At 35.6% G+C, this 506-nt stretch carries 1 pseudogene; it reads right to left on the bottom strand.

The features are described from left to right. Window positions 1–229 (bottom strand): annotated as a pseudogene (locus KW850_RS32690) (uroporphyrinogen-III synthase); the annotation flags it as partial. Window positions 230–506: the final 277 nt, after the last annotated feature.

Here is a 506-nt window from a genome sequence, read left to right on the forward strand (position 1 = left end):
TATCCAACAAAGTCTGTGTTCCAATTCCTGTTGTAAAAATAGCCCAATCTGTCCCCTTCTGTATAATTTTCTTAAGATCCTGTCCTACTTCTTCTTCGGCTAAAAATACAGTACCTTGAAGTGAACGAACTATAGGAACTCCTCCCTGTTTTTCTATAAGCATACTAATTTCTTCTGTATTACGCGATGCACCTAAAACAATCCGTTTCCCCATTAACCCTTTTACCATATTAAGACCCTCTTTCTATTTCATTTGTATGATTAAAAATATGATTAGACAGCTAACAGAGTGTTTCTAATAGCATTATTGTTGGGCTTAAATTTAATAAGAAATAAGACTCTCTTAACCTCCTAAACGTGTCATTCCCTTGGATATATGCTGCCCACCGGAATAAAGCATTTCTGCATGTACTACTTCAGGGGTTAACTTGGCTATATCAAGTCGGGTTAATAATATTTCCTTCCCTATAGTGTTTAAATCCACATAGCGAGCATATTCATATGTT

It is taken from the genome of Bacillus sp. sid0103 (assembly GCF_019219025.1).